This is a genomic window from Pseudoalteromonas sp. Of11M-6 (genome assembly GCF_022347905.1).
In the GTDB taxonomy this organism is placed as follows: domain Bacteria; phylum Pseudomonadota; class Gammaproteobacteria; order Enterobacterales; family Alteromonadaceae; genus Pseudoalteromonas.
On record NZ_JAKRFW010000014.1, the window covers coordinates 56,432 to 80,107 of the forward strand.

The 23,676-nt window shown below is 44.9% G+C and carries 21 protein-coding genes; 15 read left to right on the forward strand and 6 right to left on the reverse strand.

The features are described from left to right. Positions 1–9 precede the first annotated feature (9 nt). A complete protein-coding gene (locus MHN32_RS09765; protein ID WP_010379202.1) occupies positions 10–228 on the forward strand; it encodes a YgjV family protein in 219 nt (72 codons plus the stop codon). On the opposite strand, the gene MHN32_RS09770 is transcribed toward MHN32_RS09765, so the two are convergent. Continuing rightward, entirely contained in the window at positions 219–1,859 is a 1,641-nt protein-coding gene (locus MHN32_RS09770) for an amidohydrolase (RefSeq protein WP_239421617.1), read from the reverse strand. The two genes, MHN32_RS09765 and MHN32_RS09770, sit on opposite strands and share 10 nt — an antisense overlap. Before the next feature lie 108 nt (positions 1,860–1,967). Between MHN32_RS09770 and MHN32_RS09775 the strand changes: the two genes are divergently transcribed. Next, the gene (locus MHN32_RS09775) at positions 1,968–2,468 is read left to right on the forward strand and encodes a DUF1543 domain-containing protein (RefSeq protein WP_010607693.1); all 501 of its coding nucleotides are present in this window, start codon (positions 1,968–1,970) and stop codon (positions 2,466–2,468) included. Positions 2,469–2,485: 17 nt separating this feature from the next. Here MHN32_RS09775 and MHN32_RS09780 read toward each other — a convergent pair whose 3' ends face one another. Beyond that, the gene (locus tag MHN32_RS09780) at positions 2,486–2,713 is read right to left on the reverse strand and encodes a hypothetical protein (protein ID WP_010379194.1); all 228 of its coding nucleotides are present in this window, start codon (positions 2,711–2,713) and stop codon (positions 2,486–2,488) included. Between the two features lie 220 nt (positions 2,714–2,933). On the opposite strand from MHN32_RS09780, the gene proB reads away from it, so the two are divergent. From proB to gltX, 4 genes are all read left to right on the forward strand, one after another. After that, positions 2,934–4,073 carry a glutamate 5-kinase gene (gene proB, locus MHN32_RS09785; protein ID WP_099031975.1) on the forward strand — a complete coding sequence of 380 codons (1,140 nt, stop codon included), beginning with the start codon at positions 2,934–2,936 and terminating at the stop codon, positions 4,071–4,073. A gap of 71 nt (positions 4,074–4,144) precedes the next feature. Then, entirely contained in the window at positions 4,145–5,113 is a 969-nt protein-coding gene (locus MHN32_RS09790; protein WP_239421618.1) for a GGDEF domain-containing protein, read from the forward strand. An 86-nt stretch (positions 5,114–5,199) separates the two neighbouring features. Continuing rightward, complete coding sequence (locus MHN32_RS09795) at positions 5,200–5,565, forward strand: glutaredoxin (RefSeq protein WP_026000901.1); 366 nt, start codon at positions 5,200–5,202, stop codon at positions 5,563–5,565. A gap of 83 nt (positions 5,566–5,648) precedes the next feature. Continuing rightward, positions 5,649–7,136, forward strand: a complete 1,488-nt coding sequence (gene gltX, locus MHN32_RS09800) for a glutamate--tRNA ligase (protein ID WP_239421619.1) — start codon at positions 5,649–5,651, stop codon at positions 7,134–7,136. Positions 7,137–7,201: 65 nt separating this feature from the next. Here the strand turns inward: gltX and MHN32_RS09805 are convergent, their stop codons facing one another. The 3 genes from MHN32_RS09805 to MHN32_RS09815 all read right to left on the reverse strand — a co-directional run bounded on the left by MHN32_RS09805 (position 7,202) and on the right by MHN32_RS09815 (position 9,047). Beyond that, positions 7,202–7,639 carry a MarR family transcriptional regulator gene (locus MHN32_RS09805; protein WP_102056188.1) on the reverse strand — a complete coding sequence of 146 codons (438 nt, stop codon included), beginning with the start codon at positions 7,637–7,639 and terminating at the stop codon, positions 7,202–7,204. After that, entirely contained in the window at positions 7,626–8,114 is a 489-nt protein-coding gene (locus MHN32_RS09810) for a glutathione peroxidase (protein ID WP_010379179.1), read from the reverse strand. Before MHN32_RS09810 ends, MHN32_RS09805 begins: the two co-directional genes overlap by 14 nt. A 75-nt stretch (positions 8,115–8,189) precedes the next feature. Next, complete coding sequence (locus tag MHN32_RS09815) at positions 8,190–9,047, reverse strand: transporter substrate-binding domain-containing protein (RefSeq protein WP_239421620.1); 858 nt, start codon at positions 9,045–9,047, stop codon at positions 8,190–8,192. Positions 9,048–9,285: 238 nt separating this feature from the next. Here MHN32_RS09815 and MHN32_RS09820 point away from each other — a divergent pair, with 238 nt between their 5' ends. From MHN32_RS09820 to MHN32_RS09835, 4 genes are all read left to right on the forward strand, one after another. Beyond that, positions 9,286–9,924, forward strand: a complete 639-nt coding sequence (locus MHN32_RS09820; protein WP_102056190.1) for a cytochrome b/b6 domain-containing protein — start codon at positions 9,286–9,288, stop codon at positions 9,922–9,924. Between the two features lie 177 nt (positions 9,925–10,101). Next, on the forward strand, positions 10,102–10,800 hold the full coding sequence (locus MHN32_RS09825; protein WP_010607683.1) for a DUF3581 family protein: 699 nt from the start codon (positions 10,102–10,104) through the stop codon (positions 10,798–10,800). A 132-nt stretch (positions 10,801–10,932) separates the two neighbouring features. Then, complete coding sequence (locus MHN32_RS09830; protein WP_211867924.1) at positions 10,933–11,883, forward strand: sensor domain-containing diguanylate cyclase; 951 nt, start codon at positions 10,933–10,935, stop codon at positions 11,881–11,883. A gap of 151 nt (positions 11,884–12,034) precedes the next feature. Beyond that, positions 12,035–12,667, forward strand: a complete 633-nt coding sequence (locus MHN32_RS09835) for a GNAT family N-acetyltransferase (RefSeq protein WP_211867926.1) — start codon at positions 12,035–12,037, stop codon at positions 12,665–12,667. On the opposite strand, the gene MHN32_RS09840 is transcribed toward MHN32_RS09835, so the two are convergent. Then, complete coding sequence (locus MHN32_RS09840; RefSeq protein ID WP_239421621.1) at positions 12,632–13,393, reverse strand: IucA/IucC family C-terminal-domain containing protein; 762 nt, start codon at positions 13,391–13,393, stop codon at positions 12,632–12,634. The two genes, MHN32_RS09835 and MHN32_RS09840, sit on opposite strands and share 36 nt — an antisense overlap. Positions 13,394–13,714: 321 nt before the next feature. On the opposite strand from MHN32_RS09840, the gene dapE reads away from it, so the two are divergent. The 5 genes from dapE to MHN32_RS09865 all read left to right on the forward strand — a co-directional run bounded on the left by dapE (position 13,715) and on the right by MHN32_RS09865 (position 23,676). Continuing rightward, positions 13,715–14,911: a succinyl-diaminopimelate desuccinylase gene (gene dapE, locus MHN32_RS09845; RefSeq protein ID WP_239421622.1), complete on the forward strand. Its 1,197-nt coding sequence runs from the start codon at positions 13,715–13,717 to the stop codon at positions 14,909–14,911. A 267-nt stretch (positions 14,912–15,178) separates the two neighbouring features. Next, positions 15,179–16,795 (forward strand): cyclic peptide export ABC transporter, encoded by a 1,617-nt coding sequence (locus tag MHN32_RS09850; protein ID WP_239421623.1) that lies wholly within the window; start codon positions 15,179–15,181, stop codon positions 16,793–16,795. 324 nt (positions 16,796–17,119) lie between these two features. After that, complete coding sequence (locus MHN32_RS09855) at positions 17,120–17,356, forward strand: MbtH family NRPS accessory protein (protein WP_010607677.1); 237 nt, start codon at positions 17,120–17,122, stop codon at positions 17,354–17,356. Then, on the forward strand, positions 17,353–18,093 hold the full coding sequence (locus MHN32_RS09860; protein WP_239421624.1) for an alpha/beta fold hydrolase: 741 nt from the start codon (positions 17,353–17,355) through the stop codon (positions 18,091–18,093). Before MHN32_RS09855 ends, MHN32_RS09860 begins: the two co-directional genes overlap by 4 nt. A gap of 126 nt (positions 18,094–18,219) precedes the next feature. After that, positions 18,220–23,676: a non-ribosomal peptide synthetase gene (locus MHN32_RS09865; RefSeq protein ID WP_239421625.1), complete on the forward strand. Its 5,457-nt coding sequence runs from the start codon at positions 18,220–18,222 to the stop codon at positions 23,674–23,676.

A 23,676-nucleotide genomic window follows, 5' to 3' on the forward strand; every position in this document is an offset into this window, starting at 1 on the left:
AGAGGACAAATGAGTTGGGAATATTTAGGCTATTTAGCCTCTGCTTTTTTGGTCGTTTCTTTGATGATGAGCGATGTTGCTAAGTTGCGTTGGTTCAATTTAATGGGCTGTATTTGTTTTACCGCCTATGGTGCACTTATCCAAGCTTGGCCGGTGGCGTTAACTAATGGTCTACTGGCACTAGTTAACACCTACCACTTGGTGAAATTACAAAAAGATCAACGCTGATATTTAAGTTCACCTGCAATCCACGTCTGCTCGACTTTAATATCATCAATTTTATCTTCGCTTACGGTAAAGTAATCTTGGTCTATTAAGATAAAATCGGCCCACTTTCCTTGTTCTAAGCTTCCCAGTTTATACTCTTGAAATGCGGCATACGCAGCATCAACAGTAAATGCTTGGAGTGCTTGTTCTCTGGTTAGCTTTTCTGTTGGGCGCCAGCCATCCTTGGGTAAATCTTGATGGTCTTGTCTGGTGATAGCGGCATGCAGACCATGGAAAGGGTTTGCGAGCTCCACTGGAAAGTCAGAACCCGCCGCCACTCTACTTCCTTGCTTTAAGAATGTTTGCCATGCGTAAGCGCCGCTAAGCTGTTTGTCGTCTAGGCGCTTTTCGGCCATATGCATATCAGATGTGGCATGAACAGGCTGCATTGATGGAATAATATCTAACGTCTTAAAGCGGGGGATATCATCCGGATGGACAATTTGTGCGTGCTCAATGCGATTTCTGAGCAGTCTTCCACCTGCTTTTTTAAAAACGTGTTGATATGAGTCTAGCACGATGCGATTCGCTCTATCGCCAATGGCGTGCGTGTGTGCACTGTAGCCGCTGCGTATGGCTTGGGTGATCAATGCTTCAAGCGTCGCTTGGTTTTCGAGCATTAACCCTTTGTGGCCTTTGCGGTCATGATAGTCGCGAATAAGTGCCGCGCCTCGGCTGCCAAGTGCACCATCAGCATAGATTTTTACACTACGAATAGAGAGTTGATCTCGTGTATCTTTGAGCACTCCGGCGTCCAACATCTCTGCGAGTTTGGGGGAGCTTGCACTTAGCATAGCGTAGACGCGCAGAGGCATTGAGTGTTCCTTGGCGCGTGCTTGGTAAACCTGCCACGTGGTGTGGTCAATCCCGGCATCATGAGCTGAGGTAATGCCTAAACTCAGCAAGTGTTCTCCGGCTTTATTAAGCGCCTTGTTTACTTGTGCATCCGACTGAGCTGGGACATGAGTGCGAATAAGGTCTTCTGCCTTGTCGATAAAGATCCCGCTCGGCATACCGCTATTCAGTGTAATGATTTCACCGCCTTCCGGTGTCTTTGTTGATTTCGAAATGTTTGCAAGCGCCATCGCTTTTGAGTTTACCCAAATAGCGTGACCATCTACTCGAGTGAGCATGACGGGCTTATCTTTTACGTATTTGTCGAGATCGGCTGCGGTTGGGAATTGTCCGCCGGGCCATAAGGTTTGATCCCAGCCTCGACCTATTATCCATTCACCTTCATGGGCTTTTGCGTAGTGGCTAAGCCGTTTTCCTACTTCTGCAATGGTTTTGCTACCGCGCACGTCGAGTGTGAGTAAATTATTGCCAAGGCCAATGATATGACCGTGCGCATCAATTAAACCAGGTAATAGGGTTTTTCCCTCACCATCAAATTTGGTTGCACTCGGGTATTGGGTACTCAGATCCTTTGAACTTGTTTTTACGACTTTACCGTCTTTAATTACCAAAGAAGAAAAGCGCTCAATTTGCTGCGATTTAGTGGGCGTATAGCCATTTACATTGTGAATTAAGGTTACTTGAGCTGTTGTTGACAGGCTAAAGCTAGCCAAAAGCGCGAGGAATGTTTTTTTCATTATATTGTCCTTCACTGAGAGTATTTATTCAGAATAATCATCTAACTCAATAAAGCCAAGTCTTTGCGTTGAGAGTATACTTGGGTTTTAAAGGAGTGGAGTGTCAAAGTGAAGTTGTTTGTTGTATACCTAGGCGGCCGTATTCAAGGTTGCCATATTGAAATGCATGATGTGCGCTTTGTCGCGGCAAATACAATTGAAGAAGCTTATCCCAAATTAAAGCAGCAATGGGTTGGTGATAAAAACTCGGTGCATATGGATAGCTACACAATCATTGAACATGCCGATGGCTATGCCATTGAACTTACCGAAGAGCGTGTTGAGCAAGCTGAGCATTTGTATTTTGTGAACTTGGGAGGATATAAGCCAGATAGTTTAGCTGAGGCGCATGACTTTGGGCTGTTCGTTGCAACGAATGCCGATGAAGCAAAAGAGAAGGCAAAAGCGTTTTTGCTTAACGGTTTTAGCCATATTCATAAAGACGATTTACATGATGTAGATGACTGTTTTGCCATCGATTTATTTGATCAAAACTTAAATATCAAGCTCACCCACAGTGGCCAATCAACACCGCTTACCCCTTTGTGGTTTGGTTATCATCCTCTATAACCAATGTGAGGGATACTTTAGCCCTCACCCTCATTGTTTTCATCGTTATCTGCTTTTATGGCTATTTTGATAGCGACAATCACGACGGCAAACATTAAAAACGGTAGTGCAGCTAGAGAGTATTCGACAATGTGGCTGTCTTTGTAGCTAGGTTGCAAAATAAAATGGCCACCCACACACATTAAGATCACTACAAACAGCAAAGGTAGCATCATAATCTCTTTGTTCTTTTTGTGTTTTTTCATTCTGAACTCAGCTAATTATTCTTTCATTGAATGGTGAACACTCTCTCACACGCGGTGCAAAAAAGCCTTGATCGAAATCAGTGCGGCGGATTATACCAATTCACTCTGAGTTAGAAATAAAATTCATGAGTTTATACCAATGCAATTGGTATTATTACTTGGGAGGGGGGAAGGTCCGTGGTATAACGAAGCTCTATCGCTGTAAAAACCAACAAATACTATGACCAAAAACAATAAACAAACCATTGTTATCAAGCTCGGCACAAGTGTCTTAACTGCAGGCAGCCAGACCTTAAACAAGCCCAGACTTGTTGAGCTGGTAAGGCAGTGTGTAACGTTGCGTCAAGCTGGTCATCAGGTCATTGTTGTATCTAGCGGTGCTGTTGCTGCTGGGCGCGGTGTATTGCAGCAACAAATTGGTCATTCACTCGCTGAAAAACAGATGTTGGCTGCGATTGGACAAGGTCAATTAATCCATTTATGGCAGTCATTGTTTAGTATTTACGACGTCACTGTGGCGCAAATGCTACTGACACGAGCCGATCTTGAGCACCGCGAACGTTATCTAACGGCACGGGATATGCTTACTAAGCTTCTAGAACATCATGTCGTGCCTATCATCAACGAAAACGATGCGGTGGCAACGTCTGAAATCAAAGTTGGCGATAACGATAACCTTTCTGCTTACGTCGCAATTTTAGCAAATGCTGATAAATTGGTATTACTCACCGATCAGCATGGTCTTTTTACCGCAGATCCCAGAGCCAATCCAGATGCGCAGTTGATAGAGCAAGTAACACATATAAACGACGAACTTAGAGCACTAGCTGGTGGCAGTGGCACACAACTTGGCACGGGTGGTATGGCGACTAAGTTGCAAGCCGCCGACATCGCACAACGAGCAGGCGTTGATGTCGTGATTGCAAAAGGCAGTGAATACGACATTTTACCGCAAGTACTTACGCAAACCGCACCAAGCACGACGTTTTTGAAGTTTGACGCTCCGGTTGGAGGGCGCAAGCGCTGGTTGCTGTCTGGCCCTAAATCAACCGGTAAAATAATTTGTGATAGTGGCGCAATCAATGCGGTATGTAATCAAGGAGCAAGTTTACTAGCAAAAGGTATCGTGTCGATTGAAGGGCAATTTAAACGTGGTGAGCTGGTTCAAGTGTTTTGCCAACAAGGCACGCTACAGGCACAAGGTTTAACTAGCTTAAGTAATCAAGAACTTGGTTTGGTAATTGGCCGTCATAGTAGTGAATTTGCGCAGTGTCTTGGCTTTGAAAGTGCAGAGGAGATCATCCATCGCGATAATTTGGTGCTCTTAAATCAACATAGCCAACAAGAAGTATTAAATTAGCCTATAAATTACTGTAAATTCAGAAGGCTGTTCTACACTTATCAAGAGTCAACTTTATTGAGAGGCCTTGAATGTCGGTTAGCTATTCACCCTGTGGTCACGAACTTACTTTAGAGCTCTTGGCGCAAAAGAGTGAACTGGTGCTAATGCAGGCCCTTGAGCGGGTTATCTCCGATGTTTGTGGGGAAAGCTATGCATTTTATTTCAGTAAAAGCTTATCGGAAAAAGAAGTCCCAAAATCTATATTTGTGAGCCATCGCGACTTTTGTGTTGTGGTGGGACCGGTAGAGGCCGTGGTAGATAAATTACAGCAGCGCCAAGATGACAAACACCTCATTCAATACCACGGCGATAGTGTTATCCCGTTTTATCACCAAGCTCAGCTCGTTGGTTTTTTATATATAGAAGGCCAAGTAAACCTCACCACTGCGACTTTAATGAAGCACTTACTCACTGTTTTTGCGCATCAAATGGCAACATTGCACTTTGCTCGTATCGATCCGCTTTCCGAGCTACTTAATCGCCAAACGTTTGATGAAAAAGTCATGGAAATAACCAATGGGGACGGGTTTACGGTATGTCGTGATGACAGTGAAGACCGCAAGTGGTATTTAGCGATGGTAGATATCGATCACTTTAAACAGGTAAATGACAATTTTGGCCATGTGATTGGCGATGAAGTGATCCTGTTGGTGGCACAAAAGATCAAAGCTAACTTTAGAGCAGAAGACTATGTGTTTCGCTACGGCGGAGAGGAGTTTGCGGTGCTATTTCAAAGTCGCAATGATGACTCTGCTGCAGTAGCACTTGAGCGCTTGAGAAGTACAATAGCTTCCAGCCGATTTCCGCAAGTAGAGCATGTTTCTGTGAGCCTAGGTTTTACTGAAGTGGTCGATACACTACAAGTTTCTGAGCAAGTTCATAAAGCTGACCTCGCGCTTTATCACTCAAAAGAAAATGGCAGAAACCAAGTTACAAACTACCTCGCTTTAGGGTTAGCTGAATCACAATACGCATGTGCAGAAATAGAGTTGTTTTAAGCTCCGCTTATATATAGCGCTTAAAGATTATGCTAAACTCCCCAACCTATTTTTTAGCGAATGTAGCAAAAGGTTTGGGAAACGTTATGCAATTTGTAAGATGGTTTTTAGGACGTCTGATTTTACTTTTTGATTTTATTTTTACCCCGCGCAGTAAAAAACGTGCAGCAGAACAACAGCAAAAGCTAGATGCTATGACGGCAAACTTAAAGTTATACCAATTTAAGGCATGTCCATTTTGCGTTAAAGTGCGCCGTGCTGCCAAGCGTGAAGGGCTTAAGCTCGAAACCCGTGATGCCAAAAATGATGAGCAATATCGCCAAGAGTTGCTAGAGCAGGGTGGTAAAGTGAAGGTGCCATGCTTGCGAATCGAAGAGCAAGGCGAAGTCACTTGGCTGTACGAATCCAATGATATTGTTGCTTATCTAGAAAAGCTGGAAAAAGCAGCTTAATTCACGCGCCTTACTATGCGCTAATCAGGCGCTATGCTAGCATAGCGCCATTAATCGACTAATCCATTTTTAAGAGAATTTTGATGACTATCCGTACTCGTGTCGCACCCTCTCCAACCGGTGATCCGCATTTAGGAACGGCTTATATTGCCTTATTCAACTATTGCTTTGCCAAGCAGCAAGGTGGTGAGTTTGTATTACGAATTGAAGATACCGATCAGGTACGTAGTACTGTTGAATCTGAGCAAGCTATCATGGACAGCCTACGTTGGTTAGGGCTTGACTGGGATCATGGTCCGGATGTGGGTGGCGAGTTTGGTCCATACCGTCAATCAGAGCGTTCTGACTTATACAAAAAGTTTGCACAGCAGCTTGTAGATGATGGTAAAGCGTTTTACTGCTTTGCGACGGCTGAAGAGCTAGACCAAATGCGTGAAGAGCAGATGGCAGAAGGCTTACGCCCTAAATATGATGGCCGTGGCTTACGTTTATCTGAAGAACAAGTAAAGGCAAACCTTGAAGCTGGCAAGCCTTACGTAATTCGCATGAAAATCCCAGAAGAAGGCACGTTTAAGTTTAACGATTACCTACGCGGTGAAATTGAGATCCCATGGGAAAACGTAGACATGCAAGTTTTGTTGAAAGCCGACGGCTTCCCAACTTACTTCCTTGCAAACGTAGTAGATGATCATCACATGGAAATTAGCCATATCTTCCGTGGTGAAGAGTGGATCAACTCTGCGCCTAAACTACTAAAACTGTACGAAGACTTCGGCTGGGAAGCACCTGTGCTTGGTCACTTACCGCTACTTCGTAACCCTGATAAGTCTAAGCTGTCAAAGCGTAAAAACCCAACTTCAATTAACTACTACAAAGAAATGGGTTTCTTACCAGAAGCACTACTTAACTATTTAGGTCGTATGGGTTGGTCAATGCCGGATGAGCGTGAAAAGTTCACTTTGGCTGAGATGATTGAACACTTTGATATGAAGCGCGTATCGCTTGGTGGACCTATCTTTGATATTGACAAGCTTAACTGGTTAAATGGTCTGTGGATCCGCGAAAACCTAACCGATGCAGAACTTATCCAGCGCTTTGTCGACTGGAAGTTTAACGGTGATATGTTGGCTCGCGTACTTCCTGAAGCCAAGGCGCGTATCAACACGCTATCTGATTTGGTGGGGCTAGCAGGCCACTTTGTGGCGGGCTTACCTGAATACGATCCAGCGTTATTAACGGCTGGTAAAGCGGACGAAGAAGTGGTTCGTCAAGCTCTGCAGTTCTTTATTTGGGAATTGGAAAAGCTGCGTATGTGGAACAAGTCTGAGATCTTCTCTATTGCAAAGGCTGTGGCGACACACCATGAGTTAAAGATCAAAGAGTTCTTAGAGCCTATCTTCGTTGCTATTACAGGCAAAACCTCATCGACCTCAGTAGTAGATGCGATGGAAGTGTTAGGTTCAGACCTTTCTCGTGCGCGTTTAAGAGTGGCACTAGAGCATATTGGTGTATCTAAAAAGCAAGCGAAAAAGCTTGAAAAAGCATACCGTGAGTACCCGTCTATTGCATAATAGCGAGACCGTATTGTAAAAGCCGCTGATGTAGCGGCTTTTTTATTGTCCGAAATGTATCGTGTTTACCGCTTTCCTTGTGCCATCAACACATCAAGAGACTGCCTTAACAGTTGAATTTGCTCCATACTTAAGCCCGCTTTTGCCATCATTTGTGCTGGGATACAAGCGCATGATTGCTCGAGGATTTTACCTGCTTGAGTTAAGTGAATGAAGGTTTGTCGTTCATCATCAGGATTTTTGCTACGGGTAACGAGACCACGCTCAGCTAAGCGCTTAAGGAGCGGTGTTAGGGTGTTGCTATTGAGTTCAGCTCGTTCGCCTATTTCTTTCACGAGCTGTCCGTCCTGCTCCCATAAAATCAATAACACTATGTATTGCGGATACGTGAGCCCAACCTCTTTGAGTAACGGCTGATAGAGCCGTGTAACCTGTCTTGATGCACTATATAGCCGAAAACAGATCTGGTTATCGAGATTGAGCTGCGGGTTAGATTGACTCATTTAGTAACTTTTCAATATCTTTGGCTATTTGTTCAGGCTTGGTGATTGGGGCATAGCGCTTAACGGGTTCACCCTGCTGGTTAAATAAAAACTTAGTGAAGTTCCATTTGATTTTATTACCAAATAGCCCCGGAAGCGCGGACTTTAGGTATTGATACAGTGGGTGTGCTTTATCGCCATTAACCTCAATCTTTTCCATCATCTGAAAATCAACACCATAGTTGATTAAGCAGCCTTCTTGAATTTGTTTTGCATCGCCGGGTTCTTGTTTACCAAACTGATTGCAGGGAAAGCCGATGATCACAAGTCCCTGATCCGCGTATTTTTGGTGTAGCTCTTGGAGTCCTTCATATTGTGGTGTTAATCCACACTCACTAGCCGTGTTAACAATAAGCACAGCTTTGCCTTGTAAGTCGGTAAAATGATATGCCTGACCTTGTAACGTGTTTGCTTCAAACTGATAGAGTGTCGTCATTTTTAGTCTCTTGTGATTTAATCGTGTGCGATTTAATTTAGACTAAGTATGACCCTTGTGCAACCGCAGTTGAAATTATTTTGCAGGAGTAAGTTGATATTTGGCGCTTAGCATCGCAAGCCGCCTGGTGATCAATGCGTGATCTTGCTTGGGGAGATATTTTAAGTGTGTGGTTAAGTAGGTACTGGTGGAATATAGTGCACGGATCATCTGGTTGGCCTTGTCGATAAATGCTCGTGTTTCTTGGGTGTGGCTACAAGCAATATGGCCTTCAAGATGAGGGAGGTTATTTGCAATCGGTAATGAGCCCACTAGATGGGCTTTGTCCTTTGGAAAGCTTTGCTGAAAAATAGCGGGGTAGGCTAATATAAAGTCGACTTTACCTGCACTAAACTGCTCCATAATGGTTTGTGCTGAGGTTTTATACGGTCTAATGGCAACATTTTTGTGCTCAAGTAGCGCTAATGCAGAGTCAATGGTATTGCCATAAGATTTGCCGACCTCTTTGATGATAGTGGTCTGTGGATAGTAAGCCATTAAACTTGCAAGCGACTTTAGCTTACCCGTGGCGTTCACAAGGCTGGCATCCATCGGGGTGCGCTGTTTGAAGTAATATAATCTATGGCTCGGATATAGGTGGATGGGGATGGTAAACAAGAAGGCTTGCTGGCGACTTGGGGTTTTTAGGCGAGACACCGCGCACACAGGCTCTTCGCTTGCTAGTAATTGGTTAAGCTTGGTTGGGGTGACAATGTTAAAGTCAAAGTAATCTCGGCCAAACTGGTTTAAAAGCAAGTTGTTGGTATCTGACTCTAAACTATGGGCTTGTCTGGTAAAAAGTCTTTGCTCATCGGCAGGTTCATTCGAGATCAGCAATATTTTTGCGTTGCAGCACGCACCAAATAACAGCAGCATTAGCAGTAAATATTTCATTATTGCTCCAACCCAGTAAAGCAAACACCAGTTTACTATAGAACATTATTACTCGGAGCTGCGAAGTTTGCGGCAAAAACATGTCTAAAAGCCTAACAAACATCGGACAGATGTATATAAATTGGACGCAAAATACGGTGCCAAATCAAGATAAGTGGTTATTTAACCTTAACTCTTTGTGCTGAGTTTTATAACCTGTCATCATTGCAATGATTTTTACCTATGGGGCAAATAAACGATGACCAAAGTGTGGGATGGATTTATCCGCGGGTTTCACTGGCTGCTCGTAGCAGGACTAGTAACCTTATATATTACCGGTGAAGAAGGCATGATGGATCTTCACTTTGTTACTGGCTATTTATTGTTAGCACTGATGGCAGCGCGATTAATTTGGGGTGTCATTGGTAGCCAAACCGCTAAATTAAGCGCGTTATTTCATTCACCTAAAGCAATTTTATCGGCCATTAAATCAAAACAAAGCCATGTAGGACATAATCCTGCGGGAAGTTTGATGGTGCTGCTATTTTTTGTGCTGATCATTGTCCAGCTTGTTTCTGGCTTGATGACAACAGATGATATTTTGGTGGAAGGCCCACTTGCACAATATGTATCTTACGACTTAGTTGAATTAGCAGGTGATATACATCACACCAATATTGAGCTGTTAATTGCGGCCATTGCACTGCATATATTTGCTATTGTGGTGTATCGCCTAAAAGGTCAAAACCTAGTAAAGACATTAGTTACTGGTAAGCAAGAACATGCAGTCAGCACGCCTGTCATGAAATCGGGTGTTGTTGCATACCTTATCTTTATTGCACTTTCAGCTTTGTTACTCTTTACGTGGGGCGCTGAGCCATTACAAGGGTTAATGTAACTTAACTCTAAACAGAGGTTAGCGAGGTCATTGTTTTCAATAACTTCGCTAACTTTTAGTGCCAAGTCCGGTCAATGTAATATTTGTTAACAGATTATCGTAACAGATATGACCTCTATTTCAGAAAATTCTGGTAACATGGCGCAGTTTTATCATAGAGGTTAGAGAAAAGTAGCGATGTTAGAGCCGTATTATCAACAACAAGCAAATGAGATCACCATTACCAGAGAGCAGGGGAGTTTATTTGCAAAAGGAGTCGCGGACGACTACAACCCACTGCACGACATCGATGCAAAGAAGTTTTGTGTACCGGGTGATCTACTTTTCTCCTTAGTGTTAAAGCACTACGGCTTAAGCGAGAATATGGAGTTTAGCTTCGTGGGCATGGTTGATGAAACAACAACCCTTACATTGCCAGAAGGTGCTGCACAATTTGATATTACCGCAAATGATAAAGTGATGCTGTCCGTGTCGCGCGCTGGCGAAACCAGCACGTGCCCAACGCTCATCAATAGTTTGACGAGAAATTACGTAGAATTTTCAGGCACTACCTTTCCTCATGTGATTATCCCATTGATGGGTGAGCAAGAGGTAATGATAAACCCAGCAAGGCCAATGGTGATATACGAATCTATGTCTATTCATATGGATGATATATCGGTAACGGAAGTAACATTGGAAGCGGCTAAGCCAGAGTTTAGCTATGAAGGCAAACGTGGCAAGATCAACCTGCGTTTTAATTTACTGTCGAACGGCACTAAAGTCGGTTATGGTGAAAAGCACATGTTAGTTTCTGGGATCCGTGAGTATTGTCAGCAAACCGTTGATGATTTGATTGCCTATTACAACGATAGAAAAGTAGCATTAAAGCCGTAACCTCCCAATACACGCTGACGCACCTGTCAGCGTGTTGCCCACACCGTTTTCCTTTGAAACAATAATTCATCCACTCTTCAGCTGTCCGCTATACTGTTTAGATAAAATGTAATTGAATTAAATGGTATTACTGTGCCGTATGCTGACTTGCTCAAACCAGAAGCCTCACAACAAACATTATTAAAATGGCAAAAAACAGTCGATTTGATGGCGAAGATTTTTTCGGCGCCTGCTGCGTTTGTGGTACAAAAAAAAGAAGACGGTTTTGCAGTGATGATTGCAAGTGACCAAGAAGAAAACCCGTATCCTGCAGGTGGTTTTATACCGCAAGAAACCAATATCTTTTGTAAGCATGTTGTCGCTAATAATCGCAATCTATATGAGCAGCACGCCAGCGTAAACTATCAATGGGACGATAACCCTGAGGTTGCCAATGATGGCTTTGAGTCTTATTTGGGTGTACCAATCCACTGGCCCAATGGAAAATCGTTTGGCACATTGTGTGTGATGGATTTTAAGCCTACAAATTACAACGCTTCGTTGGTTGAATTTATAGAGCACTTACGCGATATGCTAGAAGACGATTTGGTGATGATTGAGCGCTATAGCAAAATCAAAGCGATAGCGATGCAAGATCCGTTGACTGAAGTACTAAATCGCCGCGCGACTGAAATACTCGGTGAACATAAGCGTGATATTGCCTTAAAACTGGGTGGTGCGCTTTACTGTGTCTTTCTTGATTTAGATGGTTTTAAACCGATAAATGACAGCTATGGTCATGAAGTTGGAGATCAGGTGTTACAAAGTTTGGCTGAAGCCTTGAAAGCCGCAAGTAGCGAAGATGATATTATTGGGCGCTATGGCGGCGATGAGTTTCTGGCTATTGTACAACGAGATAATGAAGAAGCAGTAAACGACTTTATTTTTCAAAGTGAGGCTAATTTCTATCAGGCGTTAAAAAAGAAAAAGCTCCCCAAGTGTGGTTTTTCTGCGGGATTTGCCAAGAGCGACAGTAAGTTTGAAAGCATGACCAGTTTATTCTCTCGAGCAGACAAACACATGTATCAGAAAAAAATGAACTAGCGTGCCTACAAATCGCGCTTTCCTTAAATTAATTCCCTTAGTCACCGTCTACTAAACAGAGTGCATGTAACCTCATGACTCGGTTACTAAATCTTTCAAACGGGCTTTGTCGCTTCAATGACAGTCGTTTGTGTAATTTAAGTGGAAAAGTATGTATTCAATTCACCCTTTGTGGCAGCAATTCCCTTGTACCGACAAAACCGCGCTGCAAGGTACAGAGCTTGCCTCGTATCACAACCCGCAGCTCAATAAGACGGTGCGCTTTAAGCTGATCTCAAAAGCGGATTTACCACTATTTTGTCAGTGGATGAACGATCCTCGAGTTGCACATTTTTGGCAGCAGGCGTGGTCAGAAGAAAAGCAGTGGCAGTATCTCAGCGAACGTTTAGCAGACAACTTTAGTTTGCCGCTCGTCATGTATTTTGATGAGCAGCCATTTGGCTATGTTGAAGTTTATTGGGCTGAGTTAGATAAGTTAGCGGGATATTATGAGTGGCAGCCCAAAGATAGAGGCGTCCATTTATTAGTTGGCGAGCAATCATGTAGAGGTCCCGAAAATTTTCGTGCTTGGATGACCAGTTTAAGTCACCTTATTTATTTAGGGCATGAAGATACTCAGCGTATTGTGCTAGAGCCTCGCCATGATAATACGCGGCTACTCACTCGCATTGCAGAGCTTGGTTATCATAGCCAGTTTGAGTTTGACTTTCCTCATAAGCGTGCTGCGTTAGTGATGGCTGAGAAAGCTTCATTCTATCGAGACGTTTTTCCTCAGTTTGCTTAGGTTACTTAGCGCGGCTTTTCTTTGCACCATATTGTGCTTGTGTTTGGGACAGTCGCGGCAGTAATTGCCATTTTCTCGGTCGTGGAGAAGGCAGCATTCAGGGCGGATTTGATATTTGCCACTCGGATCATGTGCGGTTATTTCGGCAAACTTAAGCGGATTCTTTAGCGCCCCTAAGTGGGCGGATGTAGTCAGTATTTGTTTATCTTGAAGCAATGTTGGATGCGTACCCACAAGCCCCATAATAATGTCGAAAAAGTCATTCAAGCGATAAAAGCAATTACTCCATAACGTCCGCTCTTTTACGCCGAAAGCTTGATGTAGCAGGTCGTGAAGCGGTGATAAGTGATTGAACAACAAGTCGTGATAGCGTGTTTCTGTGTCACTGTTTTTAAGTGCTTTACCTTGATGCGGCAGCAAAATGCTGAGCTGCTCAGGGTTGTAGCTCAATTCGCAAAGCTTTAGTGGCAAGGGTGTTAGCAATAATGAATGGCTTACGATGATGCTTGGGAAAATATTGAAGGTGTAATACATATGCCACACGGAGGCTTGAGCCCTTGATTTCGTTACGCCTTTCTCTAAGCTAAAGCGAGTTATATGGTCGATAAAATGTGGTGACTCTAATAACTCAGAAAAAGTCGCTGTAGATCGTAAAGGGGTGAGGTCAACACCATGCGCATACGTATCATAAGGAGGTTTAAAAAAAGGCACTAAATTCGGCAGCATTGAAACGAACAGCTATAGAGGTTTATGGTTAATGACGAAGCGCAACTTCATTAATTTAATACCGCCTTTTAGTCTCAAACTCCCACATTACTTTAGTGCTTATGTTTGTTTGGCTGTTATCTGCCAAAAACGGCACTAGAAAAATGCAGTTAATGGTCAAATTACATGTTTTGGCGGGGTAAAAAATACCGAACGCCGACAAATCAATAATCTTATGTAAAAAAATTTAGTTTAGTTTCGTCACTAGTCTGAGTGTCGTGGTTGCTGCTTAAAAGTGGTGTGCAACAAAAACAAATATTCGGCTTGGGAACTAGGCTCTACATGCAAGAACTAACTAAAAAAATAACCCAAATAAGTACCTCTATAAGTCTTCTACAGGAGTTCATCGCGGCGCCGTCTGTGACGCCTTGTGATGCCGGGTTGATCTTAACAATCGCCCAATATCTTGAGGAACTCGGGTTTGAAACCTCATGGTTTGAAGAAAATGGAGTGCGTAACCTTATAGCCAAGCAGGTTTTTTCTGAAGGGCCAAGTTTTGCATTTTCTGGTCATGTTGATGTTGTCCCCGCTGAGCAGGAGCATTGGCATTCCGATCCATTTAAAGCGACTGTCGTAAACGATGTTATCTATGGTCGGGGCGTGTCCGATATGAAAGGGGGCATTGCTGCCATGTTGAGTGCCACACGCGTCTTGCTGGCTTCGAGGCAAAAGCTTAAAGGCACTTTTTATTGGTTGCTGACATCCGACGAAGAGGGGGAAGCTGAATTTGGTACCAAGCGAATCGTCGAGCGACTCAGTCAAGATGGTGTAACGATTGATGCTTGCCTTGTTGGAGAGCCTACGTCGCACAATCGAGTGGGTGATGTGATCCGAAATGGTCGCCGCGGCTCAATCTCAGGTGCCATAAAAATTGAAGGGAAAGCAGGCCATGTCGCTTACCCCGAACAAACGGTCAATGCAGCACATATCGCGGGTAAAGTAGTGGCGATACTATGCAGTTTACAGTGGCAAAAAGACCAACCAGATGTCAAAACAACCCTTCAAGTCACGGGCGTCAATACGACGACTGATGTGGATAATATCGTACCTGAAGCGTGTCAGGTTAATTTCAATATTAGATACAGCCATGGATATTGTAATCAAGAGATCATCGGCATTATCGAAAATCATCTGGCAAGATTTAAAGACAACCTGAGCCTAGATTGGTCAAGGGCATGTAACCCCTACTATACCAGTGCAGATATCGAAGATTCATTCTTAAACCTAGTGGAAAACGCGATAGTGCAGTGCACTGCGAGATACCCCATAGTGAACACCGCTGGAGGTACGTCTGATGGGCGTTTTTTTGCCAATGGTCACACCCAAACGATTGAATGTGGTGTTAAAAACGACACGATACACCAAGCCAATGAGTGTTTACCCATAAGTGATTTACTGGAAATCGAGCAGATTTATTTAACGGTGCTCAGTGATTTTTTTGGCGCTAAGCAACACCTTAATTTGCCCGCTGGTGAGTAAGTTGCTCGCCTTTAGGCAGACAATACCAGTTTGACTTCATACTTGCTCGATTTGGAGGGATTAAATCTGACGCGAGCTGTGTTAAAAATTTATCAGTTAGAACAACTAAATAGCAAAATTTTTGCCTGGCTAAAGACAAGATTTTCTGGCCTCAACATTTAGGTAAATTGGTATAAATCTAGTTTTTTTTAGACTTTCGTTAAACAACTTTAGAAGTGCTTCGTCTTGTTGCTATCAGACTCAGTAATTGAATTATGAGGAAATCGTGTGCTTGGGTATTTAATTCGTCAATCAAAATGGTTGTTAGGTGCGGCTGTGTTCACGAGTGCAATCTGCGGTGTGTGTGCCGTATTGTTACTCACGCAAATTAATAAGGTATTGAATTCATCACAACAAGAAGCCAATCAATTTTTTGGTATTTTTGTGGCTTTGGTGGTGGCTGTGCTGGTTTTTCAGGTGGTGGCTTCAACATTGTTTGAGCGATTGAGTCAACAGGCACATGCTGTGCTGAGAAGGCATATTTCAGATAAGGTGCTGCAAGCAGATTATCGTCAACTTGAAGAAGTAGGCGGAGCCAAGGTGCAATCAGCGCTGTCTGAACACTGTTTAAAAGTTGCTGAGTTTTTCGTCCGGTTACCGGTGATCGTCGTCAATGGTATTATTGTAATTGGTTGTATGGCTTATATCGCTTGGTTATCGCTGGATGTATTTGTGATGGCGCTGGTGGTCTTGGGTTTAGGCTCTATTGGCTATCATTTGGTTCACCTCAAAGCCATCGGCTATTTAAATGGTGCAGCAAAAGAGCAAGATCGCTTGTTTGGACACTTTAGTGCTTTGGTTGATGGTGCCAAAGAGCTACGCTTGCATGCTGGTAAAAGACAGCGATTTGCAGATAACGTGCTTGGAGATTCCATTGAATCGGTTCGTAAGCAACGGACGGTGGGCATGTCTGTCTTTGTTATTTCTACCGCTTGGGGAAATTTCTTAATCTACGCATTTATTGGCGCGGTTTTGTTCGCGCTGGTAGCAGATTCAGCGCAGCGTACCCAAATACTAACGGGCTTTGCGTTGGTCTTTATATATATGATTGCGCCCTTAGAGAACTTACTAAAGGCTCTGCCCGCGGCCAATATAGCGAAAGCATCAGCTGCACGCATTGAAGCTGTTACCGCGCATTTATCCGAAGGAGCGAAAGAAAAGCACTTACCGAATGCGCCTTCCTCGTTTAAACAGCTTGAATTAAGCGGGTTAACACATCAGTTTTATCATGAACCTTCTGATGATTTATTCACACTTGGACCTATCGATTTATCGTTTAAACCGGGGGAAATTGTCTTTTTGGTTGGCGGTAATGGCAGTGGCAAAACCACGCTGGCTAAGATGTTGGTCGGATTATACAAGAGTAATACTGGTCAACTTCGCTTAGATGGCAAAACCATTAACCCTGAAGATCTAGATGAGTATAGACAGCTTTTCACCGCAATTTTCTCTGACTTTTATTTGTTTGAAGAATTGCTGGATATCCCTTCAACTGAATTAGATGCGGCCGCAAACTCACTGTTAGAAAAGCTCCAACTTAATCGTAAAGTGCATGTTGCCAATGGTGCATTTTCAACGCGTGCGTTATCTCAAGGGCAAAGAAAGCGGCTAGCCATGGTGGTAGCCCATTTAGAGCAGCGTCCGTTTTTAGTCTTTGATGAATGGGCGGCGGACCAAGATCCTATATTTAAAGAGGTGTTTTATCGCCAGTTATTACCAGAGCTTAAAGCGCAGGGTAAAACGCTGTTGGTTATCTCTCATGACGATAAGTATTTTGACTGCGCCGATCGACTGTTGCGAATGGAGCACGGCCAACTTTATCAGCGTGAAGAGGCAGCTGCATAAATAACCTGAGTGGTTAAAGTTGAGCGCAGTGCAAGCCAACACTATCACTGCGTTTAACTTGATGACCGCTTAGCGGCTAAGCATATTTAGGCCGCGATATCCCTACCTATATGCTTGCAATTATCTGCACTGGTAAAAAATCAGAATATAGACGCTTTTTTCTTTAAACAATTCGCATTTCTATTCGTCTACAGAGGCAATATCGCCAAATTTATTGGCATGTTGAGAAGGTAGCACGGAGATACATACCTCATGGCTACCCAACCTCATCAGAATGTAAACCGACTGCCTATAGTAGCAGTGCAATATTTATCAGGAGATGTCATGTCAGTGAGCTGTTTTGACCGCGAAGATGAAACCTTCATCGTGCTTATTAATCAAGAAGAACAATATTCAATTTGGCCCGAGTGGAAAGCGGTACCAGCGGGTTGGCAAGCTGTAGCTGGCGTTCAGGGCGATAAGGCCCACGTGCAAAGCTACATTAACGAGCACTGGACTGATATGCGTCCTGCTTCTTTGCGTCAGTGGATGGCTGAGCAAGCGCAACAAGGTGACGCGTGAGTACACCAAGCATTAAGCTGTTGTGCCTGCCTTGTGCTGGGGCGAGTGCCTCAATGTACTTACGTTGGAGTCGGCAATTGCCTAGCTGGATAAAGCTAGTGCCCATTGAGCTTGCAGGAAGAGGCCCTAGGTTAGATGAAGAGAAAGTCGAAAACTACTACGAGCAAGTGAGTGCGATACTTCAGTGTTACCAGCATGAGATGATCGGTGATTATGCTTTTTTTGGTCATAGCATGGGAGCTTTGCTTGCCTATGGCGTAACACTGCAGTTGCAACAGCGCAATTTACCTTTGCCTAACACTTTGATGCTATCGGCGTGTCCTGCGCCACAGTTTATTCATCCTGAGCGCTATCCAGAACCTAATGATCGGCAAGCGCTCATTGCTGAATTGCGAGCGCAGGGAGGAACGCCAGACATGCTATTTGACAATGCTGATTTATTGGAAATGACGCTTGAGGTGCTGGCCGCTGACTATCGCGCATTGCGCTCGTTTGCGCCATCTAGCCCTTCGCAAATAACCGTGCCGGTAACCACTTTTTATGGCCACGATGACTTAATCAGTGTTAGCGAAGTGCTGGCGTGGCAGCAGCACGCCCGTCATCCATTATCGCAACAAGGTTTCGCTGGTGGGCATTTTTATATTCACAGTGCCCAAGCTTCAGTGTTGTCTGCACTTGAGCAAACACTGAGTCGCCATAATACATCAGCGGCTGCTTTGGTCAGTAGTTGTGAGTAAAACCAAGCGCTGCACTTGAGGACTTGGGTTATCACACAGCATTAAACACTTGGTATTAGTCGGTTCGCTTTTTAATCTTGTCTCTAGTCGCGAGCCCATTTAGAAAAATTGAGGTAGAGCTGCAATATGCAACACAAGCCATTACAACTAAACCCGTATCTCACGGGCGAGACGCCCCACAGCATGGTTGAGCGTTTACAACACCTTGCCCAGATCCAAGCAGATAAAACCGCGTTGGTGGTCGTTAGTGACAAAGAAGGTGTGCTGGATGAGCGCTCATTTACCTATGGTGAATTAGATATACAGATTAAAAGACTAGCGGCCGAGCTGCAGCTACAGTGTCGTCAAGGTGATCGCGTGCTGTTGATGCTAGATAACAATGAACAGTATGTTATCAGTTTCTTCGCATGCCTTTATGCCGGTCTCATCGCGGTTCCTTTATTTGTTCCCGAATCTTCACGTTCTCAGCATATTCAGCGCGTTGTTGGGATTGCGTTAAATTGTCAAGCAACCGCTATTTTAGCGCATTCTGCAGATCATCAGTTAGTTGAACTAGCCAAACAAGAAATGCACAACAGCGGCCTAAGTGCTGCAAGTTTAATGTTTGTTGACCAGTTAAATTATCAAGAGAATACCTGCTGGCAAGCGCATACGCCACAACCACAAGAGTTGGCATTTTTACAATATACCTCAGGCTCAACGGCAGCACCAAAGGGTGTTATGGTGAGTCACGGTAATTTGATTGCAAATGAAATTGCCATCAGCGAAGGGAGTGGGGTGATAGCAGACGAGGTTGTGGTGTCTTGGTTACCTCTGTACCACGATATGGGATTAATGGCTGGCTTGATTTTGCCTTTATTCAATGGCTCAAAATGTGTCTTGATGTCGCCTCGCTACTTCCTTGAAAAACCGATCCGCTGGCTTGAAGCAATTGCTAGACATCGAGGTACGTCAAGCGGTGGTCCAGATTTTGGTTATCGCTTGTGTGTTGAAAGGATAAGACCAAGCGCAATGGCGAATTTGGATCTGTCTTCTTGGCAAGTGGCCTTTAGTGGCGCAGAGCCTGTAAGGGTCGATACGCTTGATAGCTTTTTTGCACAAGCCACGCCTGCAGGTTTTAATCCTCAAGCCATATACCCTTGTTATGGATTGGCTGAAGCCACCTTATTTGTTACTGGGCCAAAAAGACAATCTGGCTTAGTGGTACAGTCACTTTCTGCCGCCTCGCTTGCACAAGGTATCGCACAACAAGCTGAGCACGGCGTAAAACAGGTAGCCTGTGGCGTACCAGCTTCACATCATAGTATACGGATCACAGACAGCACGACCAAGGCGGCATTGCCGGCAGGACATGTGGGTGAAATTTGGGTATCGGGGCCGAGTATTGCTCAGGGCTATTGGCAAAACCCAGCTGCAACAGCAGACACCTTTGTAGAACATGAGCAAGCGCGCTGGCTGCGCACTGGGGACTTAGGAGTGTGGCAAGATAATCAACTATACATCGTTGGCCGCATCAAGGATTTGATCATTTCTCATGGTCGCAATATCTACCCTCAGGATATTGAAAAAATTATCGAAGCAGAATTTGAGTTCGCCCGTAAAGGTCGGATCGCGGTATTTGCAGCCACGGATAACCATAGCGAAGGCGTTGGCGTGGCCCTAGAAATTGCGCGCAAGGTTCAGCGCCAAGTGAGCCCGCAGTTGTTGGTTAATCGCTTAAAGGAAATCGTTGCAGAATATTGTGATGAGTCCGTCACAGGCGTTTTGATGATGCAACCTGCAAGCTTGCCAAAAACGTCCAGTGGCAAATTGCAGCGCAGCGCCTGCAAACAAATGTGGACGCAAGCCGCTGAACTGAGTGTCGCTGCGCCATTGTCAGAAGATAATGCTGATAAGGCTTATGCGATTTATGCACATAATCAGCTGGTGCGTGGTCAAACACTGGCAGATACTTTGGCCCCAGCACCTTTATCAGAACACGAGCAAGCACTGGCCAATATCTGGCAAGCCGTGCTCAATCGTAAGAGTGATTTTAGTCGTGACGCACACTTTCTAGCAGAAGGCGGTAACTCGCTAAAAGCGGTGCAGTTAATTCACGCCATTGAGCAACACTGGCAAGTGAAGTTTGATCCTACAGAAATATTTCATTGTTTGCGCTTAGGCGAGCAAGCCGATGCTATTTTGGCCGCGTCACAACGCCAACAGTTGGTGGCTAAAGAAGCTTCCAACGTGTCATCAATCAATTCCATTATTGCCAACGAGTATGGAATTGAGCAGGCCGTTCCAATGTCTCATGCGCAAGCGAGACTATGGTTTTTATGGCAACTAGAGCCCCATAGCAGTGCTTACAATATTGGTGCGCGCATCAACCTACACTCAGATATCGACGCTACGCGCTTGCAAAACGCATTAAATACTCTGGTGGCTGAACACCAAGCGCTGCGCACACGCTTTGATACCGATGAACTTGGTACGGCAATCCAAGTGGTTGCGCAAACGGGTCATTGGCCGCTGCAACAATTTGACTTAAGTAATGTTGCAGCGCCGCAGCAAACTTCGGCATTGACTGAATTGGTTGCCACAGTGAGTCAATACGCATTTGATTTAACTAAAGGGGATGTCGTCAACGCGGCGCTAATTAATCTAGGTGAGCAAGGCTATCAGCTGATTATAGTGATGCATCACATCGTTTCCGATGGCGTATCGATGCAAATATTACTAGACCAACTTGCGCATATTTATTTGGGAACCTTGAGTGCGAGTAAAGTGCGAGAGGGCGCAATCACCTATCAAGATTTTTCTTTGTGGCAGCGCTCATATCTCACCTCCGATGCGGCACAAGCACAATTAGCGTGGTGGCAAGCACTACTCGCCTGCGATGAGCAACCTATTTTGCAGTTATGCACGGATTTTCCTCGAGTCAATAAATCGCACTCTCCTGAAAATAATAAGCAACTGTTAGGTGCAAATCACAGTGTCGTCTTACCGGCTCAACTGGTTAAGCAACTTCGTCGCCAAGCGGCCAAACAAAACGCCAGCTTATTTATGGTGATGTTAGCCAGTTTTCATGCTTTGCTTTATCGTTATACTGGGCAACATGACATTCGAGTGGGGATACCAGTTGCGAACCGCCATTTGCCTCAACTCCAAGAGTTAGTAGGCTTTTTTGTAAATACCCAAGTGATCCCTGCGAAGTTTTCGGGTCAGACTTGTTTGCAAGATATTGTGGCGCAAGTCAAAACTGCCGTCTTGGGCGCACAAGCAAATCAAGATGTTCCTTTTGAGTATCTAGTCGAAGCGCTAGCGCCGGAACGGAGCGTCGATACGCATCCGCTTTTCCAGGTAATGTTTAGCCATACGGAGCATGATACTCGTGCATGGCAGCCGTTGGTCGCAACGGATACTAACTTATCAGCCCGCGCTTGGCAGCCGCTAGAAGTGGCGCCGCAATTTGACTTAACGCTCGAAACTTACGAGCTAGAAGAGGATCAAGTAGCGCTAGAGTTTGTTTATCCCAGAGCACTATTTTTGCCGCAAACGATAGCGCGTATGGCTGAGCGATATGTTGCTCTGCTACATGCCCAGCTTGAGTCTGACGCAACGCCACTTGCGCAGCTATGTGTGCAAACCTCGGCAGAGCAAGCGTGGTTGACTCAGGTTGCCAAAGGGCCTGCGGTTGCAACGGATGACTCTACCATTTATCAATTGTTTGAGGAGCAAGTGAAGCGCACGCCAGATGCGCCCGCACTTATCTTCAACCAACAAACCGTGAGTTATAACGCATTAAATCAACGAGCCAACCAGCTCGCGCACTATTTAAAAAGTCGAGGTATTGGGCCTGAAGATTGTGTCGGTATGGCGCTTGAGCGCGGTATTGAGATGTATGTCACCCTATTTGCGATTTGGAAAGCGGGAGCCGCCTATGTGCCACTCGATCCGACGTACCCTGAGGACAGGCTTGTTCACATGGTGAAGGATAGCGGGGTTAAGTTGGTGCTGACGAATGCTGCGCTCGTGGCGCATATTCCAAACGCTGAAAACGCCATCCCAGTGCTTGCATACGAGCATATATCACTTGGCGACTTTGCGACGACTAACCCTGCGATTGCATCACATTCCCAGCACTTAGCGTATGTTATTTACACCTCAGGTTCGACCGGGTTGCCCAAAGGGGTTGCCGTTACGCATGGCCCATTGTCCATGCATATTCAAAATATGGTTGACGTATATGGAGTGGATAGCGAGCACACGGAGCTGCAGTTCTTTTCGATTAACTTTGATGCCGCAGGTGAGCAGTGGATGACACCACTGATCAAAGGTGGTGCGTTAGTGCTGGCGACTAAGGCGCAGCTCAATGTGGAGGCCGTCAGTGAGTTAATAAACGTGCACAAGGTGACGGCACTGCATTTACCGCCCGCCTATTTACGCCTTTTGACGCCGCATTTGCACGACTGTAAGCAAATTCGCACCTGTATTGTCGGCGGTGAAGAATTTAGCCGCACAGATTATCAAGACGCTCATCGGGCGTTTTCTGCGCCTCGGATTGTCAACGCCTATGGGCCAACTGAAACCATTATTACACCAACGGCATGGATCAGTTTACCAGGTGAGCTACATGAGGTTAGCACTGTACCAATTGGCAAGCCGATAGGTGCGCGTGAGGCCTATATTTTAGACGCCGATCTGAATCCTGTACCACAAGGAGCAAGCGGTGAACTTTACGTGGGTGGTCGTGGTGTTGCTCGTGGTTATTTGGGGCGTCCAGCCCTGACCGCAGAGCGTTTTGTTGCCAACCCATTTAGTAGCGATGGCGAAGTCTTATATCGAACGGGAGACTTGGTTCGTTGGAATCAACGCGATGAACTGGAATATTTAGGGCGCATCGATCATCAAGTCAAAATTCGTGGTTTTCGGATAGAGCTCGGTGAAGTTGAAGCGCAATTAATGGCACTTCCACACATTAAAGAAGCGGTTGTATTGGCCAAAGACGGTGATGGCCAACATGGTCATTCTGGGACACATTTGGTGGCTTATGTTGGCGCTGAGGCGAATGGCCAAGGCGTATTACCTAGCGCGCAAACACTGAAGCAAAGTTTACTGCAAAAACTACCAGACTACATGGTCCCGAGTTGTATCACCGTATTGGCAAACTTGCCTGTGACGGCCAATGGCAAAATTGACCGTCATCACTTACCCGAACCTCAGTGGGGGAGTGGTGAAAGCCATCAAGTACCAACAGGCGGCTTAGCAAATAAAGTCGCTGCGATTTGGGCGGAAGTGCTAGGTCTAGATGCGAAACAAATAGGCCTGCATGACAACTTCTTTGACTTGGGCGGTCACTCCCTATTGTTTGGTCAAATTCAGCAACGTCTTGAAGCTGAATTTAGCTGCAAATTGACCATGTTAGAACTGTTTCATATGACAACCGTAAGTGCCATGGCCACTTACTTTGAACAACGTACACCTGAAGGCGTTGCGAATGCACAGCAAGCAGTTGCCAAAGAACTGAAAAAAGCATCGGCGCGCGGTCAACGCCAGCGCCAAGCCTTCTTGAAAAAAACACGCACAAAAGTGGAAAGCTAA

Excerpts from the sequence above, each read along its gene's own strand:
- MHN32_RS09765 (WP_010379202.1), top strand. The coding sequence starts at position 10 with ATGAGTTGGGAATATTTAGGCTATTTAGCCTCTGCTTTTTTGGTCGTT.
- MHN32_RS09770 (WP_239421617.1), bottom strand. The coding sequence starts at position 1,859 with ATGAAAAAAACATTCCTCGCGCTTTTGGCTAGCTTTAGCCTGTCAACA.
- MHN32_RS09780 (WP_010379194.1), bottom strand. The coding sequence starts at position 2,713 with ATGAAAAAACACAAAAAGAACAAAGAGATTATGATGCTACCTTTGCTG.
- proB (WP_099031975.1), top strand. The coding sequence starts at position 2,934 with ATGACCAAAAACAATAAACAAACCATTGTTATCAAGCTCGGCACAAGT.
- MHN32_RS09790 (WP_239421618.1), top strand. The coding sequence starts at position 4,145 with ATGTCGGTTAGCTATTCACCCTGTGGTCACGAACTTACTTTAGAGCTC.
- MHN32_RS09795 (WP_026000901.1), top strand. The coding sequence starts at position 5,200 with ATGCAATTTGTAAGATGGTTTTTAGGACGTCTGATTTTACTTTTTGAT.
- gltX (WP_239421619.1), top strand. The coding sequence starts at position 5,649 with ATGACTATCCGTACTCGTGTCGCACCCTCTCCAACCGGTGATCCGCAT.
- MHN32_RS09805 (WP_102056188.1), bottom strand. The coding sequence starts at position 7,639 with ATGAGTCAATCTAACCCGCAGCTCAATCTCGATAACCAGATCTGTTTT.
- MHN32_RS09810 (WP_010379179.1), bottom strand. The coding sequence starts at position 8,114 with ATGACGACACTCTATCAGTTTGAAGCAAACACGTTACAAGGTCAGGCA.
- MHN32_RS09815 (WP_239421620.1), bottom strand. The coding sequence starts at position 9,047 with ATGAAATATTTACTGCTAATGCTGCTGTTATTTGGTGCGTGCTGCAAC.
- MHN32_RS09820 (WP_102056190.1), top strand. The coding sequence starts at position 9,286 with ATGACCAAAGTGTGGGATGGATTTATCCGCGGGTTTCACTGGCTGCTC.
- MHN32_RS09825 (WP_010607683.1), top strand. The coding sequence starts at position 10,102 with ATGTTAGAGCCGTATTATCAACAACAAGCAAATGAGATCACCATTACC.
- MHN32_RS09835 (WP_211867926.1), top strand. The coding sequence starts at position 12,035 with ATGTATTCAATTCACCCTTTGTGGCAGCAATTCCCTTGTACCGACAAA.
- MHN32_RS09840 (WP_239421621.1), bottom strand. The coding sequence starts at position 13,393 with ATGCTGCCGAATTTAGTGCCTTTTTTTAAACCTCCTTATGATACGTAT.
- dapE (WP_239421622.1), top strand. The coding sequence starts at position 13,715 with ATGCAAGAACTAACTAAAAAAATAACCCAAATAAGTACCTCTATAAGT.
- MHN32_RS09855 (WP_010607677.1), top strand. The coding sequence starts at position 17,120 with ATGTCAGTGAGCTGTTTTGACCGCGAAGATGAAACCTTCATCGTGCTT.
- MHN32_RS09865 (WP_239421625.1), top strand. The coding sequence starts at position 18,220 with ATGCAACACAAGCCATTACAACTAAACCCGTATCTCACGGGCGAGACG.